At 33.1% G+C, this 16,099-nt stretch carries 17 protein-coding genes; 15 read left to right on the forward strand and 2 right to left on the reverse strand.

The features are described 5' to 3' along the window. Positions 1-32 precede the first annotated feature (32 nt). Together B8063_RS05550 and B8063_RS05555 are read right to left on the reverse strand one after the other, a co-directional pair. Complete coding sequence (locus B8063_RS05550) at positions 33-917, reverse strand: ABC transporter permease (RefSeq protein ID WP_085070272.1); 885 nt, start codon at positions 915-917, stop codon at positions 33-35. 56 nt (positions 918-973) lie between these two features. After that, positions 974-1,984, reverse strand: a complete 1,011-nt coding sequence (locus tag B8063_RS05555; protein WP_085070274.1) for a glycine betaine ABC transporter substrate-binding protein — start codon at positions 1,982-1,984, stop codon at positions 974-976. 269 nt (positions 1,985-2,253) lie between these two features. Here B8063_RS05555 and B8063_RS05560 point away from each other — a divergent pair, with 269 nt between their 5' ends. Genes B8063_RS05560 through B8063_RS05630 form a run of 15 tightly spaced genes read left to right on the forward strand, consistent with a single transcriptional unit; the run spans position 2,254 to position 16,098 of the window. Further along, on the forward strand, positions 2,254-3,294 hold the full coding sequence (locus B8063_RS05560; protein WP_085070276.1) for a homocysteine S-methyltransferase family protein: 1,041 nt from the start codon (positions 2,254-2,256) through the stop codon (positions 3,292-3,294). 1 nt (position 3,295) lies between these two features. Then, entirely contained in the window at positions 3,296-5,701 is a 2,406-nt protein-coding gene (locus B8063_RS05565) for a GcvT family protein (RefSeq protein WP_085070278.1), read from the forward strand. Further along, positions 5,701-6,327 (forward strand): class I SAM-dependent DNA methyltransferase, encoded by a 627-nt coding sequence (locus B8063_RS05570; RefSeq protein WP_085070280.1) that lies wholly within the window; start codon positions 5,701-5,703, stop codon positions 6,325-6,327. The genes B8063_RS05565 and B8063_RS05570 overlap by 1 nt, the downstream gene beginning before the upstream one ends. A 2-nt stretch (positions 6,328-6,329) precedes the next feature. Continuing rightward, positions 6,330-7,508, forward strand: coding sequence for an aromatic ring-hydroxylating oxygenase subunit alpha (locus tag B8063_RS05575; protein WP_085070282.1), 1,179 nt, complete (start codon positions 6,330-6,332; stop codon positions 7,506-7,508). Beyond that, positions 7,505-8,740 carry a M24 family metallopeptidase gene (locus B8063_RS05580; protein ID WP_085070284.1) on the forward strand — a complete coding sequence of 412 codons (1,236 nt, stop codon included), beginning with the start codon at positions 7,505-7,507 and terminating at the stop codon, positions 8,738-8,740. The genes B8063_RS05575 and B8063_RS05580 overlap by 4 nt, the downstream gene beginning before the upstream one ends. 17 nt (positions 8,741-8,757) lie before the next feature. Next, positions 8,758-9,168 carry an AAA family ATPase gene (locus tag B8063_RS05585; RefSeq protein WP_085070286.1) on the forward strand — a complete coding sequence of 137 codons (411 nt, stop codon included), beginning with the start codon at positions 8,758-8,760 and terminating at the stop codon, positions 9,166-9,168. After that, on the forward strand, positions 9,165-9,539 hold the full coding sequence (locus B8063_RS05590; protein ID WP_085070288.1) for a cytidyltransferase: 375 nt from the start codon (positions 9,165-9,167) through the stop codon (positions 9,537-9,539). The genes B8063_RS05585 and B8063_RS05590 overlap by 4 nt, the downstream gene beginning before the upstream one ends. Positions 9,540-9,548: 9 nt before the next feature. Then, positions 9,549-10,322 carry an enoyl-CoA hydratase gene (locus B8063_RS05595; RefSeq protein ID WP_085070290.1) on the forward strand — a complete coding sequence of 258 codons (774 nt, stop codon included), beginning with the start codon at positions 9,549-9,551 and terminating at the stop codon, positions 10,320-10,322. 4 nt (positions 10,323-10,326) lie between these two features. Continuing rightward, the gene (locus B8063_RS05600; RefSeq protein WP_075521111.1) at positions 10,327-10,794 is read left to right on the forward strand and encodes a CoA-binding protein; all 468 of its coding nucleotides are present in this window, start codon (positions 10,327-10,329) and stop codon (positions 10,792-10,794) included. A 13-nt stretch (positions 10,795-10,807) separates the two neighbouring features. Further along, entirely contained in the window at positions 10,808-11,233 is a 426-nt protein-coding gene (locus B8063_RS05605) for a CoA-binding protein (RefSeq protein WP_085070292.1), read from the forward strand. After that, positions 11,233-11,709, forward strand: coding sequence for a DUF4864 domain-containing protein (locus B8063_RS05610; protein WP_085070296.1), 477 nt, complete (start codon positions 11,233-11,235; stop codon positions 11,707-11,709). Before B8063_RS05605 ends, B8063_RS05610 begins: the two co-directional genes overlap by 1 nt. 19 nt (positions 11,710-11,728) lie before the next feature. Next, positions 11,729-11,920: a hypothetical protein gene (locus tag B8063_RS05615; protein ID WP_232311385.1), complete on the forward strand. Its 192-nt coding sequence runs from the start codon at positions 11,729-11,731 to the stop codon at positions 11,918-11,920. Positions 11,921-11,963: 43 nt separating this feature from the next. Next, positions 11,964-14,396: a GcvT family protein gene (locus B8063_RS05620; protein WP_085070298.1), complete on the forward strand. Its 2,433-nt coding sequence runs from the start codon at positions 11,964-11,966 to the stop codon at positions 14,394-14,396. Next, positions 14,396-15,145, forward strand: coding sequence for an electron transfer flavoprotein subunit beta/FixA family protein (locus tag B8063_RS05625; protein WP_075521106.1), 750 nt, complete (start codon positions 14,396-14,398; stop codon positions 15,143-15,145). The genes B8063_RS05620 and B8063_RS05625 overlap by 1 nt, the downstream gene beginning before the upstream one ends. Then, positions 15,145-16,098: an electron transfer flavoprotein subunit alpha/FixB family protein gene (locus tag B8063_RS05630; RefSeq protein ID WP_085070300.1), complete on the forward strand. Its 954-nt coding sequence runs from the start codon at positions 15,145-15,147 to the stop codon at positions 16,096-16,098. The genes B8063_RS05625 and B8063_RS05630 overlap by 1 nt, the downstream gene beginning before the upstream one ends. The last annotated feature ends 1 nt before the right edge of the window (position 16,099 follow it).

Here is a 16,099-nt window from a genome sequence, read left to right on the forward strand (position 1 = left end):
GTCTAGAAAAATCGATATCCAAACTGGGCTTATTATTTTTTTTGACCTCTGTGTTTTTGGATCCGCTTCCCGTACTGCTGTGTAACTCTGTCGAAAATAATTGCTAGAGCAACAATTGCTAAACCATTCATCATTCCAAGAGCCAAATACTGGTTTGAAATAGCCTGTAAAATAGGGACCCCTAGACCTTTAACCCCAATCATTGATGCTATCACAACCATAGCCAAAGCCATCATGATCGTTTGATTTACACCTGCGAAAATTGTTGGAAGTGATAGGGGTATCTGAACAGATTTCAATTTCTGTAATGGAGTTGCACCAAATGCCTCACTAGCTTCTAAAGTTTCTTTATCAACCTCTCTGATACCAAGATTGGTTAATCTTACAATTGGAGGTAGAGCATAAATACATACAGCCAATAGACCTGGCACTTTACCAATTCCAAGCAACATTATTATTGGAATTAAATATACAAAACTCGGAATCGTTTGCATCATATCTAGAACTGGCAATACAGCTTTCTCAGCTCTACTTGACTTAGACATAAGCACTCCAATAGGAATTCCTACAACTATACATACAAGCGTGGAAACTGATATTATAGCTACTGTAGCCATACAATTCTTCCACATGCCAAAATACCCAATTACAATAAAACAAACTACTGTACCAATTACAAGTTTGATACTTCTAGATCCAAACCATGCCAATAAAGCAAAAACACCAATTACAATTGGCCAAGGACTATTAACTAATAATTTTTCTAACCAAATTAAAAAATAAAGTAATGGATCAAAAAAAGATTCTATGCCGTCTCCATATGCTCTTGAAAAATCTTTAAAACTTAAATCTATCCCTTTCTTTAACTCTCGTAATGCGGTTCTATCCATTACTGGAATTTTGCTAAAGAAATCCATGATGATGTTTTATTGGATTTGAACCCGTTTTTCAACGGGTTCAAAATTTAATTAAATTAAAGTGCTTTTTTTATTTTTTTAGCAGCTGAACTTGAAACCCACTTAGTCCACACATCTTCTTGTGTTTTTAAGAATTCAATTGCAGCATCAGCACCTTCTGCTTGGTTTTCACCCATCCAAACTAACATACCGTTCATAACTGGACCTGGGTATGTTCTCTTCTTAAAGTATTCCATACCAGCACTTCCAGCTGTATTTTTGAAATTGTCAGTTACGATTGTGTAAACTTCAGATTTTGTCCATGAAGTTGCTTTAGGGTCTCCACATTCTTGTTCTGGTAAAACTATACATTTATCCCAGTTATCTTTTCCACCCCAGGCTCCCATATCTACAGCTCTCATATCATATTTACCAATGATAGCTGTTGGTGACCAATAGTAACCAAACCAGTTTTCACCTCGCTCTGCAGCTTTAGCAATTGAACCATCTAATCCTGCAGCAGAACCTGTTTCAACAATAGCCCAACCTTTTGCTTCCATGTCAAAAGCTTTGTAAAGATTTCTATTACTTAGCTCACAGTTCCAACCTGGAGGACAAATATGAAAACCACCTTTTGATGGATCTTCTGGATGAGGAAACAGATCTGGTCTTGCTAAAATTGCTTCAGCAGTTGTTAGCTCTGGATGTTTTTTAAGTGTGTGAGGTAATACCCACCATCCTTCACCCAAACCAGTAATTGGCGCTTTATTAAGTGAGTGCATTTTTCCTTCGTCAACAGCTTTATTCAAAGCGATGATAGCAGCGTTAGCCCAAAATTCTGGAGCAACATCTGGCTCACCTTTTTCTTGCATAGATGTGAATGTTGGCATAGTTGCACCTGGCACTAATTCCACGTTACATCCATATCCCTCTTCTAATATGATTTTATCAACTTCAGCCATAAAGTTTGCTGAAGCCCAGTTCATGTTAGCGACAGTTATGTCCCCACATTTCGCATTTGCAACATTTCCAAAACTTGACACTCCGAAAATAACAGCGATTGTGAGAAGTACTTTTTTAATATTCATTTTACTCTCCTAATTAATTAATTATTCTAAATGAGATCATATACACAATCAAATTGCAAACTTCTTTCAACTAAAAGTTGTAGTAAAAATGTCTTTATCACATTGATTTTTTTAAATAATATTATTGATAATGAAATTAATTAGTAAAAATTTTTTTTTAGGATTTTTTTTCAATCTGAATTGTAAAACAGTTTTTCAACAATCAATAATAAGAGACAGCTATTAAAATTTTTTCCTCAAATTTAAAAAAATAAAACAAAGGGAGGAAAATGAAAAAAGATTTAATATCAAGATTAGATGCTGGTCCAGTTATCTTTGCAGAAGGATATTTATTTGCAATGGAAAGAAGAGGATACCTTTCTGCCGGACCTTTTGTACCTGAAGTAGTATTAGAGCATCCAGATGTAGTTACACAATTGCATAGAGAATTTATAAGAGCTGGCTCAGATGTTGTTCAAGCATTCACTTATTATGGACATAGAGAAAAACTTAGAATTATAGGAAAAGAACATTTACTTGAACCAATGCAAAAAAATGCTCTTCAAATAGCAAAGGATGCTGCAAATGAATTTAAAGATTTGGACTTAATGGTTTGTGGCGATGTAGCTAATACAAATATTTTTGATCCAAAAGATAAAAATTCTTTTAAAGAATGTCAAAGAATGTACGAGGAACAAGTGCTTTGGGCAAAAGAAGCAGGAGTTGATTTTGTAGTTGCAGAAACAATCAATTGGGTAGATGAAATGAAAATAGCTTTAAAAGCAATTAAAGATGAAGGTTTGATAGCAGTTGCCAATTATGCAATACCTCGTGGTGATTTAACAAGAGATGGTCATACCGCTGAGGACGCATGTAAAATAGTCGAGGATCTTGGAGCAGATGTTGTGGGTTTAAATTGTTACAGAGGTCCAAAAATGACAATGAAACTTTTAAAAGAAGTTAGAAAAAAAGTTTCATGCCATGTTGCAGGATTACCCGTTCCTTATAGGACAACAGAGGAAGAACCAGGATTTTTAAATCAAACAGACCATGGATGTGATTGCATTCCGGGAGGAAATGCTTTTCCTGTAGCTTTAGACAATTTATTTTGTAACAGATTTGAAATGGCTGAATTTGCAAAAGAATGTCTAAAAGAAAAAATTAATTTAATAGGTATCTGTTGTGGTGCTGAAGCTCATCATGTGAGAGAAATGGCTGTTGCTGTTGGTAAAAAACCAATAGCGATGAAATACATGCCAGATATGAGTAAGCACTTTCACCATGGGACAGACAAGTCATTGAAGGATGTAAATAAAGAAATAAAATACTAAAATGCAAAATCACGCAAAAGTAGTTATCATTGGTGGTGGCGTTGTTGGCTGCTCAATTCTTTATCATTTATCTAAATTTGGTCTTAAGGATTGCATTCTTCTTGAGAGAAATGAACTTACATCTGGTTCTTCCTGGCATGCAGCAGGAAATGTGCATGTAATTTCCTCAGATCCAAATATTTCAAGAATGATGGCTTATACAATTGGGCTTTATAAAGATATTGAGAAGGAATCTGGTCATTCAGTAGGTTTCAAACCTAGTGGAGGATTTTATCTAGCATCAAATGAAGTTTGGGCCGATTACTTAAAAAGAGAGAGATCGAAAGCAAGATATATGGGCTTAGATCAGGAATTTATATCTCTTGAGGAAGTTAAAAAAAAACACCCTTTAATTGACCCCTCTAGATATCTTTTAGCATTGTGGGATCCAATTGATGGAGAAGTTGATCCATCGGGAGTAACTTACGCTTTTGCAAAAGCAGCAAAAGTTCATGGAGGAAAATATTTCACCCACACTGTGGTTAAAGATACAAAACAAAAAGAAGATGGAACTTGGGATGTAATAACCGAGAAAGGCAATATCAATGCTGAAATAGTAATTAACGCTGGAGGATTATGGGCAAGAGAAGTCGGTCAACTTGCTGGAATAAATCTACCAGTTCAACCAATGGAACATCATTATTTGATTACTGAGGCAATTCCAGAAATAGAGGCAATGGGTGATCAAAGACTACCAATAGGTACTGACTTTGAAGGGAATATTTATTTTAGACAAGAAGCAAAAGGAATGCTTCTTGGAACATATGAACCTAAATCAACTCCTTGGAAAGTTGAAGGAACGCCAATGAATTTTGGTCATGAGTTATTAGAACCAAAGTTAGATAACATTGAAGATAGATTGGCAATAGGTTTTGAAAGAATGCCTGCATTAGAGAAAGCAGGAATAAAAAATATTGTTAATGGACCATTTACTTTTGGACCAGATGGATCTCCACTAATTGGTCCTGTGCCAGGAATGAAAAATTACTGGGTAGCTGTAGGTGTTATGGCTGGATTTTGTCAAGGAGGAGGAGTTGGAAAATGTATTGCTGAATGGATAATTGATGGAGAACCATCGATAGATGTTTGGGCAATGGATGTTGCAAGATTTGGAGATTACGCATCACCACAATATGGAACAATAAAATCATCTGAAAATTATGAGAGAAGATTCATAATGACATTTCCAAATGAAACCTTACCTAAAGGTAGAAAGCAAAAAACCACAGCTCTCTATGATAGATTTGTAAATCAGGGTGCAGTTATGGGAGATAGTTTTGGTTTAGAAAATGTTTTGTGGTTTGCTAATAGTAAAGAAGATGCGCACGAGGAACCAACTATAAAAAGATCTAGGTCACATGATTATGTTTCGAGAGAAGTTATTAATGTAAGAGAGAATGTAGGCTTAATAGAAGTAGCTAATTTTTCAAAACATGAATTTAAAGGAACTGATGCAAGAAAATTTTTAGATCACGTAATGGCAGGTAAACTTCCAAAACCTGGGAGAATATCCTTGTCTCCAATGTTGTCTTATAGAGGAAAATTATGTGGAGATTTAACAGTTGCCTGTTTTGATGAAAATGAATTTATGGTTTTTGGATCTGGTGCAGCCCAAGAAATGCATAGACGTTGGTTTGAAAGTCACTTGGATAAATTTGATGTTATTTACAAAAATAGATCTGATGAATTCCACGGCATATCTATAGCTGGTCCAAATTCAAGAAAAGTATTGGAAAAAATAGTAAGAGACGATGTATCCAATGAAAAATTCAAATTCAGAGACTCTCGAAGAATGTTTGTTGGTGGCGTACCTGCAATAATAAACCGAATTTCATTTACAGGTGAACTTGGTTACGAAATTTATGTCGCGCCACACTATCAAATAAAACTTTATGAAGAATTAATGGAAGCTGGAAAAGAGTTTAATATTAAACCCTTTGGAGGAAGAGCTCTAATGTCAATGAGATTGGAGAAAAATTGGGGAGCATGGACTTTAGATTATAGGCCTGATTTTACAGCAAAAGAAACAGGTTTAGATATGTTTATAAATTGGGATAAAGATTTTATTGGAAAAGGAAAAGCAAAATCAGAAAACAGTTCTAATAAACTTACTCCATTAATTGTTGAAACAAATGATATTGATGTAACAAACAATGAAGCCGTGATGAATGGAGATCAAAGTATAGGTTATGTAACATCAGGTGGGTTTGCACACTTTGTAAATAAAAGTGTTGCTTTTACTTTTATTGATCAAAATAAAATTAAATCGGAAAATAAGATCCAAGTTGAGATCAATGGAGATTTATTTAATTGTTCGATAATTAAAGAGCCTCTTTATGATCCAAGCGGACAGAAAATGAGAAGCTAATGGCACAAAAAGACGTTGGTAACAAAGTACCGATTTATAAATTAAAAAAAACAGATGAAGTCATGGAGTACTATGATGAGTGGGGTAAGAATAATAAATACGATCAAGACATGGTTGATTGGAACTATACTGGACCCAAAGAAACCTCTGAAGTTTTTATTAAGTATGAAAAAAATAAAGATGCTAAAATTTATGATGCAGGTTGCGGTACTGGTTTGGTTGGCGTTGAACTTAAAAAATATGGTTTTACAAATTTTTATGGTGCAGACCTTTCAAGAAAATTATTAGATTTAGTCCCAGTTAATCTGTATAAAAAATTAGATCAAGTAGACTTAAATAAAAAAATAGAAGAGGAAGATAATACATACGATGCAGTTCTATGCGTTGGCACTTTTACTTTTGGTCATGTAAAACCTCCCGCACTGGATGAATTTATAAGAATTACAAAACCAGGAGGGTACATTTGTTTCACAATAAATGAGGGTATTCACGAAGAATACGGATTTGATAAAAAAATAAATGAGTTAAACAATAATAATAAATGGCGTGAGATCGAATTCTTTAAATCTAATTATATTGCAAGCAAAGATGTTAATGCATGGTTAGGGCTTTATGAAGTCATTTAATTATGTCTGAATTATACAATATTATAGACAAAAAAAAATTAGATGTTGTAACTAAACCTATTTCAAAAGCTCATGGTTTGCCTAATGAGTGTTACACAAATAAAGATTATACCTTAATAGAGAGAAAAAAACTTTTTGAAGATAAATGGGTTGCGATTGGTGTTGCAAGTTCACTTCCAAACATAGGTGACGCCAAACCTTATGATTTGTTAGATCTACCCTTATTAATAATTAGAAATAAACAAAATAAAATAAAAGTTTTTCATAATATCTGTAGTCATAGAGGAGTAAAACTTGTTCATAAAGAAGGTAAAATTAAAAATGTTATTAGATGCCCTTATCATTCATGGTCATATAATTTTGATGGGGAGCTTATAGCAACACCTCACATTGGTGGTATGAATAAACACACTCATCCGCAATTTAATAAATCAAAGAGCAATCTAAAAGAAATAAGATCTTATATTTGGTTAGATTTAATTATGGTTAATATTAGCAATAATGAAATGCCTTTTGATAAATACATAAAACCTTTAAGTGATCGATGGAGTAAATTTTGGAAAAATTCTGATAGAGATATGATCAAACATTCAAATGATTATGGATATTTTAAATTAGAAGCTAAGTGTAATTGGAAGTTTGCAATTGAAAATTACTGTGAAAGTTATCATCTTCCTTGGGTTCACCCTGGTTTAAATTCTTATTCTAAAATTGAGGATCATTACCACATACAAGGGCTACCTAATCGTTTTGCAGGTCAAGGAACTGTTGTTTATAATCCAAGACTTAAAGGAAAAGAGAAATTTCCATGTTTTCCAAATTGGCCAAAAAATAAGGAAAATATAGCAGAATACGTTGCATTATTCCCAAATGTTATGCTTGGCATTCATAAAGATCATTTTTATGCATATTGGTTAGAGCCAAAAAGTAACGATTTAACTTTGGAGCATATGGAAATATATTATGTAGGTGATAATGCAGCAAATTCGAAAAAGTTTAAATCTTTGAGAAAACAAAACTTTAAACTTTGGGAAGATATACAAAAAGAGGACGTTGATATTATACAAGGGATGCAAATAGGTAGAAAGTCCAATGTTTATAATGGAGGAAATTTTTCTCCTGCGATGGATAACCCGACACATCATTTCCACAAATGGGTCGCAACAAATATAGCTCAATGAAATTTAGTAGAAAAATAAATCCAGAATATAAAACTTTTACAAACTTTCTTTCTAAAAAAAGGATTAGAGAAGATGAAATTAACTTTGAAAAATTAAGAAGTTATCGACTTGATAGAGTTAAGAAAGAATTAATAAAAAATAATTTAGAAGCATGCATTTTATTTGATCCGGTCAATGTCCGTTATGCATTAGATACGGTAAATATGAGTGTTTTCAACATGCACAATCTTTCTAGATATTGTTTTATTCCAGTGGATGGACCAACAATACTCTATGAATATTTTAATTGTGAAAAATTATCCGAGCATTTAAATTTAATTGATGAAATTAGACCTGCAATAACTTGGGATTATTTCGCCCATGGAGATCAAGCTAGTTTACAATTAAAAAAATGGATCACAGAGATTAAAGATCTTTCAAATAAGTTTTTTAAATCAAAAAAAATCGCAATCGACGTTTTAAATGGCCCAGCGGTTACTGAATTAAATAAATGTGGCATAGAAGTAGTAGATGCAAAATCAATATTGGAGCAAGCAAGAGTTATTAAATCATCTGAGGAATTAAAATGTATGAGAGCAGCAATAGAAGTTGCAGAAATTGGTGTAAGTAAAATGAGAGAAGAGCTTAAAGCAGGTATGACTGAGGACGAGTTATGGTCAATACTTCATAAAACAAACATAGAAAATTGTGGTGAGTGGATTGAGTGTAGAATTTTATCATCTGGCGAAAGAACCAATCCGTGGATGCAAGAAAGCAGCAATAAAATAATTCAACAAGGAGAGATTGTTTCTTTTGACACAGATATGGTTGGTCCTTATGGATATTGCGCAGATATATCTAGAACATTTGTATGTGGAAATGATTTTAATAATAATCAAAAAGAGCTTTATTCTATGTCTTTAGAACAAATTAATCATAATTCTAATTTAATAAAAGCGGATATGTCTTTTGAAGAGTTTACAGAAAAATCATGGAAATTACCTGAGGAATATTACGGCAATAGATATTCAGTTATGGTTCATGGAATAGGATTGTGTGATGAATGGCCTTCAATAAGGTATCCAACTGATGGTGGAGATAAAAGTGGTAGATTTCTTAAAAATATGACCATTACTGTTGAAAGTTACATAGGAAAAGTTGGTGGCAAAGAGGGCGTTAAACTTGAGCAGCAATATTTAGTTGGAGAGAATGGACTTGAATTAATGTCCCATCATCCGTTAGAAGATATTTAATAATCAAAAAAAATTAAATGAAAATTATATTAGTCATGGGTCTGCCGGGAGCAGGCAAAACAACTCTTGCGAATGAGATGGCTCCTTTATTAAATGCAAAAAGACTTAATGCTGATGAAGTAAGAAAAGCTGCTGATGATTGGGATTTTTCTGAGGAAGGAAGAGTTAGACAAGCAAAAAGAATGGCTGAATTTGCATTAAAACTTAAGTCAAAAGGTAATTTCGTAATAGCTGATTTTGTTGCACCAACACCTGAGGCTAGAAATTTGTTTCCAGCAGACTTTAGAGTATGGGTAGATACAATTCAAAAAGGTAGATTTGAAGATACAAATCAAATGTTTGTAAAACCTAAAAATTTTGATTTTCATGTTACAACTCAAGATGCAAAAAAATGGGCACCTAAAATAGTAGAGGAGATAAAAAAATGACTTACCAGTGGGATAACAAAAAGCCAACAGCACAAATGCTAGGAAGGTGGCAACCTTTTCATGATGGACATTATACTTTGTTCAAAGAAATTATAAAAAAAACAGGTCAAGTTTGTATCCAAATTAGAGATGTTCAAGGAGTTGATGATAATCCGTTTGATTTTGAAACTGTGAAAAAAAAGATTGAGGAAAGACTTAAACCAGAATTTGAAGGAAGATTTAAAATAATGCTTGTCCCAAATATTACAAACATTTGTTATGGCAGAGGAGTAGGTTATAAGATTGAGGAGATTGAACTTTCAGAAGAGATACAAAAAATCTCTGCAACCAAAATTAGAGCTAAGATGAGAGAAGATGGAGAACTTAAATAGTTTAAAATAATGAATGTAATTATCAAAAGTTTAAATAATGGCATTAAAAGCGTAATTATTAATGATCCTAAAACTTATAATTCTCTTTCATATAAGACCTTAGGGGATTTGATTAAAGCATTTAAGAAATTAGATAAGGATAAGAATACAAAAGTAATTATTCTTGAAGGTGCTGGAAATGGATTTAGTGCAGGTCATAACTTAAAAGAAGTAAGGGGTCATAAGAACAGATCTAATCATCAAAAACTTTTTAATTTATGTTCAAAGTTAATGTTACAGATAGTTGAAGGCAACAAACCAGTGATAGCAAAGGTGCATGGAGCCGCTTATGCAGCTGGTTGTCAGTTGGTTGCAAGCTGTGATCTTGCATACAGTTCAAATTCAGCTGTATTTGCAACACCTGGAGTTAACATCGGTTTGTTTTGCAGCACTCCAATGGTGGCCGTTAGTAGAAAAATTAATAGAAAACATATGATGAAGATGCTCTTAACAGGAGAGCCTATCAAGGCAAATTTTGCAAAGGAAATTGGATTAATAAATGATCATTTCCCAAATAATAAATTAAACAAAGAAGTTTTAAAATTAGCAAATGTAATTGCGTCAAAATCAAATCTAACGATTAAAATTGGAAAAAAAGCGTTTTATAAACAATTAGAGATGCCATTAAAAAAAGCTTATCAATTTACAAGTAAAATGATGACATTAAATATGATGGCACAAGATGCAAAAGAGGGAATATCTGCATTCTTAGAAAAAAGAAAACCTAAATGGAAAAATAAATAAAACAATGAACGAAACTCAAATAAAAGAAGTTTTGAAAAATTCAAAAACTATTGCGATGATTGGGGTGAGTTCAGAGAAAAAAGGGGAAGACAAAAATAATTTAAAAAGAAAACCTGCAAATGTTGTAATGAAATATATGCAAGATTTCGGTTATAAAGTTTATCCAATTAATCCTTTTGCAATTGGTGAAACTATTAATGGTGAAACTGTCATAGGAAGTTTAGATGACATTGAAGAAGAAATTGATATTCTTGATGTCTTTAGACCATCTAAGGAGGCACTAAACATCGCAAAAGAAGCAATCAAAAAAAAAGTAAAAGTTTTTTGGCTTCAGTATGGAATTCACAGTGATGATGCGGAGAAAATAATTAACGAAGCAAATATAAAATTCGTTTCAAATAGATGTATTAAACAAGATTATCAAAAGATTTTTTTAAAATCTAATCCTGTATTTCCAGTACTTAAAAATTAAAATAGCAAGCTTAATGAATAACAGTCTAGTAGATGATAAAATAAAAGAATTATTTGTAAGTTATAGAACTATTGCAATAGTTGGAGTAAGTGCAGATATTAACAAAGCTTCTAATAGAATTATGAAGTTTTTAAGAAATACAGGTTATAAAGTTTTTCCAATAAATCCACATACAGATAATAAAATCATTAATGGTGAAAAAGTTTACAATAATTTAGAGGAAATTGATGATCATGTTGGAATAGTAAATGTTTTTAGACCAAGTGAGGAAACAATTGAAATTGCAAAACAGTCAATAAAGATTGGTGCAAATGTATTTTGGTGCCAATTAGGGATTCATAATGAAAGTGCGGCAAAATTAATTTCTGAAAATAAAATTTATTATATCTCTAACAAATGTATCAAAGTAGAATATGAAAGATTATTTAGAAAAATTTAATGAACAAAAATTATTTAAAAATATTTTTATTTTTTATTTTTTTTAACTTTATTATTTTAAGTAATTCACATAGCGATGTATTAAAACCAAATATAAATATTTCACCTAAAGAAGTTGTTAAAATTCAGCTTAACGCCCTAATGAAGAATGATAGTCCTTATAAAGATAGAGGAATTTTACAAACTTGGGAATTTGCTCACCCAAATAACCAGAGATACACAGGTCCAATAGAAAGATTTAAAACAATGCTAAAAGGAGATTCATTTTCAATGATGCTAAACCATAAAGAAAATAAAGTTGTTGAAATATTTAAAAATGATGAGGTAGCAACATTTGAAGTCACCATTTTAGGTTCAGATAAGAACTACTTTAAGTTTAAATGGCAGGTTGAAAAAAATACCATCGATGGCCCTACCAAAGATTGTTGGTTAACTACCGCTGTTTCACAACCTTATAATTTAGGATCGTCCATTTAATAAAATGAAAAAGCTTCCTATGTACATAAAATACGCAATTGTGATGTTTGTTTTGTGTTTTCCGCCAATTTCATCAACTCAATTAGGTTGGTACTTTTTTGGGAGTGAGGTCGGCATCAATATAGGTATGGTTGTTGGAGTGATTTCTGTGTCTGTGGCCGCATACTTGATGTATATATTGGGATGGCGTGACGCAGATGATGATGAATAGAATTTTGTTTCGTTCAATTTGAAAATTTAGTAGGAATCGCTAAATGAAATCAAAAGCAAAAGTTGTTATTGTTGGTGGTGGTGTAGTTGGAGTAAGTGCACTTTATCATTTAGCAAAAAAAGGTTGGTCAGACGTAGTCTTAATCGAGAGGAAAGAATTAACCTCAGGTTCAACATGGCATGCAGCTGGTCTTCTTCCTTTATTCAACATGAGCTATTCAGTAGGACAATTACATAAATATGCTGTCAATCTTTATAAAACATTAGAAGAAGAAACAGGAAAGAATGTTGGTTTCAGCGTTGTTTCAAATATCAGATTAGCCAGCACTAAAGATAGAATGGATGAGTATCATCAATATGCAGGAGTTGCTCAAACAATCGGTGTCGATGTAAAATTTTTAACTCCAGATCAAGTAAAAGAAATTTGGCCTTTGTGTAACACTTCAGATTTAGTTGGAGCAATACAACACCCAGAAGATGGATACATTCAACCAGCAGATCTAACTCAAGCTTTAGCAACAGGCGCAAGAAATAGAGGTGCGGAAATTTATAGAAATACAAGTGTTGTTGGAATGAAACAAACTAAAGATGGCTGGGTTGTTGAAACTGATAAAGGGACTATTGAATGCGAACATATTATTTCTTGCTCAGGAAATTTTGCAAGACAAACTGGAAAAATGGTAGGTTTAGATATTCCTGTTATACCAGTTGAACATCAATACATTGTTACAGAACCACATCCTGAAATTCAAAAAAGAAAAAAAGAAGGACTTCCAGAAATGGGAGTTTTAAGAGATAGCGATAGCAGATGGTATATGAGAGAAGAAGCAGGAGGATTAATTCTAGGTCCTTACGAAGATGGTGCACCATGTTGTTATGTAGATGGACCTTCAAAAGATTCTGAGTACGAACTATTCCAAGAAGATTTAGATAGACTAGCCCCACACATTGAAGGTGCAATTCATAGAGTCCCAGCTTTTGGTGAAGTTGGAGTAAAAAAAGTTTACAACGGCGCAATATGTTATACTCCAGATGGAAACCCTATTGTTGGACCTGCCTGGGGATTAAAAAATTTCTGGATTAATGAAGGTCATAGTTTTGGAATAACAGCAGCAGGTGGTGCTGGCTGGCAATTAGCAGAATGGATTGTAGACGGCGAACCAACTATTGATATGCTTGGAGTAGAACCAAGAAGATATGGGGATTATTGTTCAAAATCCTATCTTAAAGAAAAAAATGAAGAAGCATATAGAAATGTATTTATTATTCATTATCCTGATGAAGAAAGAGGTGCAGCAAGACCTTTAAGAACAGCACCGTGTTACGACAGAATGAAAAATTTAGGGGCAGTATTTGGTCAAAAATTTGGATGGGAAAGACCAAACTTTTTTGCAACTGATGGCATGGAACAAAAAGATGATTGGTCTTTTAGAAGATCAAAGTGGTTTGAAGCAATTAAGAAAGAGTGCAAAAATGTAAAGCAAAATGTTGGTTTATTAGACATGACTGCCTTTGCAAAATGTAGAATTAAAGGCCCTGGAGCTGAAGAATTTTTAGACAATTTAGTAGCAAATAAACTTCCAAAAAAAATAGGAAGAATAAATCTTTGTCACGCTCTAAATACTAAAGGCGGCGTTCACTCTGAGTTTACAATTATGAGAGAGGCTGAAGATAGTTTTTATCTTGTATCTGCTGGAGCTTTTCAAAGATTAGATCATGACTGGATACATAGATGGATGCCAAAAGATGGATCGGTACAGTTTGAAAATTTAACTAACAGCAATGGGGTTCTTGTGGTTTCTGGTCCAAAAGCAAGAGAGTTAATGCAAAGAGTTTCTACAGATGACTTTTCAAACGAAAACTTTAAATGGTTAAGTGCAAAAATGGTTGATATTGGTTATGCGCCTGTTAATGCAATGAGGGTAAATTTTGTAGGTGAACTTGGCTGGGAGCTACATCATCCAATTGAGTATCAAAATCACATCTTTGATAAATTAATGGAGGCAGGACAAGATCTAGGTATCAAACCATACGGAATAAGAGCAATGAATAGTTTAAGAGTTGAAAAATCTTATAAATTGGTTGGAACAGAACTGTCTATTGAATATTCACCTTACGAAAGTGGTTTGGATCGTTTTGTTCATCCAAATAAAGGAAAGTTTATAGGCTTAGAGGCTTTAAACCAATGGAGAGAAAAAGGTTTTAATAATAAATTGATAACAATGGAAGTTCACAATACAACAGATGCAGATGTTTTAGGCAATAACCCTGTTTATGAAAATGGGAGTGTTATAGGAAGAGCAACTGGTGGTGACTTTGGATTTAGATTGGATAAGTCCATTGCTTTAGCGATGGTGAAGCCAGAACTTGGAAATGTTGGACAAAAACTTAAAATAGATATTTTAGGTAAAATGCATGAAGCAACTGTTCTTGAAGAAAGTCCTTATGATCCTGAAAATAATTTATTAAGAGCATAATGAAAATATTAGTCGCTGTAAAAAGAGTAATAGATTATAACGTTCAAATAAGAGTTAAAGAAGATGGTAGTGGTGTCGTTACTGATAACGTAAAAATGTCAACTAATCCGCCTGATGATAATGCGGTTGAAGAGGCTGTTAAAATAAAAGAGGCTGGCAAAGCTACAGAAATAGTTGCAATAACAGTAGGTGAGGAGAAAGCACAAGAGACAGTTAGAAAAGCTTTAGCAGTAGGAGCAGATAGAGGAATTCATGTTAAAGTTGATGGAATAATTGAACCATTAGCAGTTTCAAAAATTTTACAGAAAGTTGTTGAAAAAGAAAAGCCTGATTTAGTTTTTATGGGCAAACAAGCAATCGATGATGATTGTAATCAAACAGGACAAATGCTCGCTGCTCTTTTAAATTGGCCACAAGCAACGTTTGCATCTAAAATTGAAGTCAAAGAAAAATCTTTGGAAGTTACAAGAGAAGTGGATGAAGGTTTAGAAACAATTGAAGTAAATGTGCCTGCTATTGTAACATGTGATCTAAGATTAAATGAACCTAGATACGCATCTTTACCAAACATTATGAAAGCAAAGAAAAAACCAATAGAGCAAATTAATGCATCAGATTTAGGTATTGATACAAGTCCAAGAATTGAACAAATTAAGGTAGAGGAACCTCCTAAAAGAAAAGCGGGCATTAAAGTCGCAAATGTCGAAGAATTAGTACAAAAATTAAAAAATGAGGCTAAAGTAATATAATGTCAGTTTTATTAATTGCAGAACATAACAATAAAGAGGTTAAACCTTTTACTTACAACGCTATAACAGCAGCTTCACAAATTGATCAAGATCTTCATGTTTTGGTGATTGGATATAATGCAGATGAAGTTGCAAAGTCTATTTCACAAGTTCCAAGTGTAAAAAAAGTAATTCAAGTTGATAATGAAATTTATGAAAATTATATTGCAGAAAATTTTACATCTGCAATCATTAAACAAGCTGATAGCTATTCACATATAGTTTGTTCAGCAAATACTTTTGGAAAAAATTTAATGCCAAGAGTTGCAGCTTTGCTTGATACATCACAAGTAAGCGACATTATTAAAGTCATATCGTCAGATACATTTCTAAGACCAATTTATGCTGGAAATGCTTTTGCAACCGTTAAAAGCAACGATCCAAAGAAATGCATAACAATAAGACCAACTTCCTTTGATCCTGCACCCTCAACAGGTGGTTCCGCTGAAATAGTAAAAGCTGATGCAGCTGATAAAACAGAGACAACTCAATTCGTAAAAAGAGAAGAGATTAAATCTGATCGACCTGAATTAGGAACAGCTAGAGTGGTAGTATCAGGTGGAAGAGGTATGCAAAGTGGAGAAAATTTCAAACTTATTCAACAAGTTGCTGATAAACTCAATGCTGCAATAGGTGCATCACGTGCTGCAGTTGATGCCGGTTATATTACTAACGACCATCAAGTAGGACAAACTGGAAAAGTAGTTGTACCAGATTTATATATTGCAGTTGGTATATCTGGCGCTATTCAACATCTAGCCGGAATGAAAGAGAGCAAAGTAATTGTCGCTATAAATAAAGATGGCGAAGCTCCAATTTTTAGTGTTGCAGATTACGGATTAGAGGCAGATTTATTCGAGGCCCTTCCACAGTTTCTGTCAGAACTGAACAAATTAAACACTATACAAAAATAAC

This window comes from Candidatus Pelagibacter sp. RS40 (assembly GCF_002101295.1).
Classification (GTDB): Bacteria; Pseudomonadota; Alphaproteobacteria; order Pelagibacterales; family Pelagibacteraceae; genus Pelagibacter.

Coding starts and splice junctions, on each gene's coding strand:
- B8063_RS05605 (WP_085070292.1), top strand. CDS start 10,808: ATGAATAACAGTCTAGTAGATGATAAAATAAAAGAATTATTTGTAAGT.
- B8063_RS05630 (WP_085070300.1), top strand. CDS start 15,145: ATGTCAGTTTTATTAATTGCAGAACATAACAATAAAGAGGTTAAACCT.
- B8063_RS05560 (WP_085070276.1), top strand. CDS start 2,254: ATGAAAAAAGATTTAATATCAAGATTAGATGCTGGTCCAGTTATCTTT.
- B8063_RS05585 (WP_085070286.1), top strand. CDS start 8,758: ATGAAAATTATATTAGTCATGGGTCTGCCGGGAGCAGGCAAAACAACT.
- B8063_RS05615 (WP_232311385.1), top strand. CDS start 11,729: ATGTACATAAAATACGCAATTGTGATGTTTGTTTTGTGTTTTCCGCCA.
- B8063_RS05575 (WP_085070282.1), top strand. CDS start 6,330: ATGTCTGAATTATACAATATTATAGACAAAAAAAAATTAGATGTTGTA.
- B8063_RS05610 (WP_085070296.1), top strand. CDS start 11,233: ATGAACAAAAATTATTTAAAAATATTTTTATTTTTTATTTTTTTTAAC.
- B8063_RS05555 (WP_085070274.1), bottom strand. CDS start 1,984: ATGAATATTAAAAAAGTACTTCTCACAATCGCTGTTATTTTCGGAGTG.
- B8063_RS05565 (WP_085070278.1), top strand. CDS start 3,296: ATGCAAAATCACGCAAAAGTAGTTATCATTGGTGGTGGCGTTGTTGGC.
- B8063_RS05600 (WP_075521111.1), top strand. CDS start 10,327: ATGAACGAAACTCAAATAAAAGAAGTTTTGAAAAATTCAAAAACTATT.
- B8063_RS05620 (WP_085070298.1), top strand. CDS start 11,964: ATGAAATCAAAAGCAAAAGTTGTTATTGTTGGTGGTGGTGTAGTTGGA.
- B8063_RS05580 (WP_085070284.1), top strand. CDS start 7,505: ATGAAATTTAGTAGAAAAATAAATCCAGAATATAAAACTTTTACAAAC.
- B8063_RS05625 (WP_075521106.1), top strand. CDS start 14,396: ATGAAAATATTAGTCGCTGTAAAAAGAGTAATAGATTATAACGTTCAA.
- B8063_RS05550 (WP_085070272.1), bottom strand. CDS start 917: ATGGATTTCTTTAGCAAAATTCCAGTAATGGATAGAACCGCATTACGA.
- B8063_RS05595 (WP_085070290.1), top strand. CDS start 9,549: ATGAATGTAATTATCAAAAGTTTAAATAATGGCATTAAAAGCGTAATT.
- B8063_RS05590 (WP_085070288.1), top strand. CDS start 9,165: ATGACTTACCAGTGGGATAACAAAAAGCCAACAGCACAAATGCTAGGA.
- B8063_RS05570 (WP_085070280.1), top strand. CDS start 5,701: ATGGCACAAAAAGACGTTGGTAACAAAGTACCGATTTATAAATTAAAA.